This window comes from Vibrio sp. 704 (assembly GCF_033339295.1).
Genome location: NZ_JAWOUH010000926.1, coordinates 1 through 538 on the forward strand (window position 1 = coordinate 1; position 538 = coordinate 538).

Sequence of the window (538 nt, forward strand, 5' to 3'; positions counted from 1 at the left end):
ACGAAGATCGGCTTTGGCCCGAGATTTAGCGGCTCGATCGCATGAAGAACTTGATACTCGTTATGACGAGAGATAGAAAAAGCCTTGCATACGTTGCTGGTCGGTCGCCAGACATAAGCAAGGCCTTGAGAAGATTCCAACCGCCAACAGCGGTTGGTGAGCCCGCCGGTGACGGTTTGCACCTTCACCGGTGGTTCTGAAAAGAAGCCATCTAACGCATTTAAGCTCGGATCTAACTGTTTTGCTTGTTGCCAAGAAAACCACGCCATTGATGACTTCTCCATTATGGTCAATTAAAGGCCAAATAGGCTCTTAGATTGCTCTTTGCGGATTTCTGTTTCATCAGCCCATTCGATTAGGCCTGTTTCCAAATCCATCAAACGCATTGTCATTTTGTAGTATACATCTTTATCGCTACCTGCATTTTTCACGATGCTAGAAAGGTTACCGTAAAGCATGTATTGCGCACCGACCATTTTACCAAACTGGATTGCTGTGCTTTGATTAACAAGCTCGTCCGTGTTTTGGAAATTAAGTT

The 538-nt window shown here is 45.2% G+C and carries 2 pseudogenes; both read right to left on the reverse strand.

Annotated elements, in window-relative coordinates:
- Positions 1 to 269 (reverse strand): annotated as a pseudogene (locus R7R24_RS29915) (thiamine kinase); the annotation flags it as partial.
- A 24-nt stretch (positions 270 to 293) separates the two neighbouring features.
- A pseudogene (locus R7R24_RS29920) lies at positions 294 to 538 on the reverse strand (penicillin-binding protein activator LpoB); the annotation flags it as partial.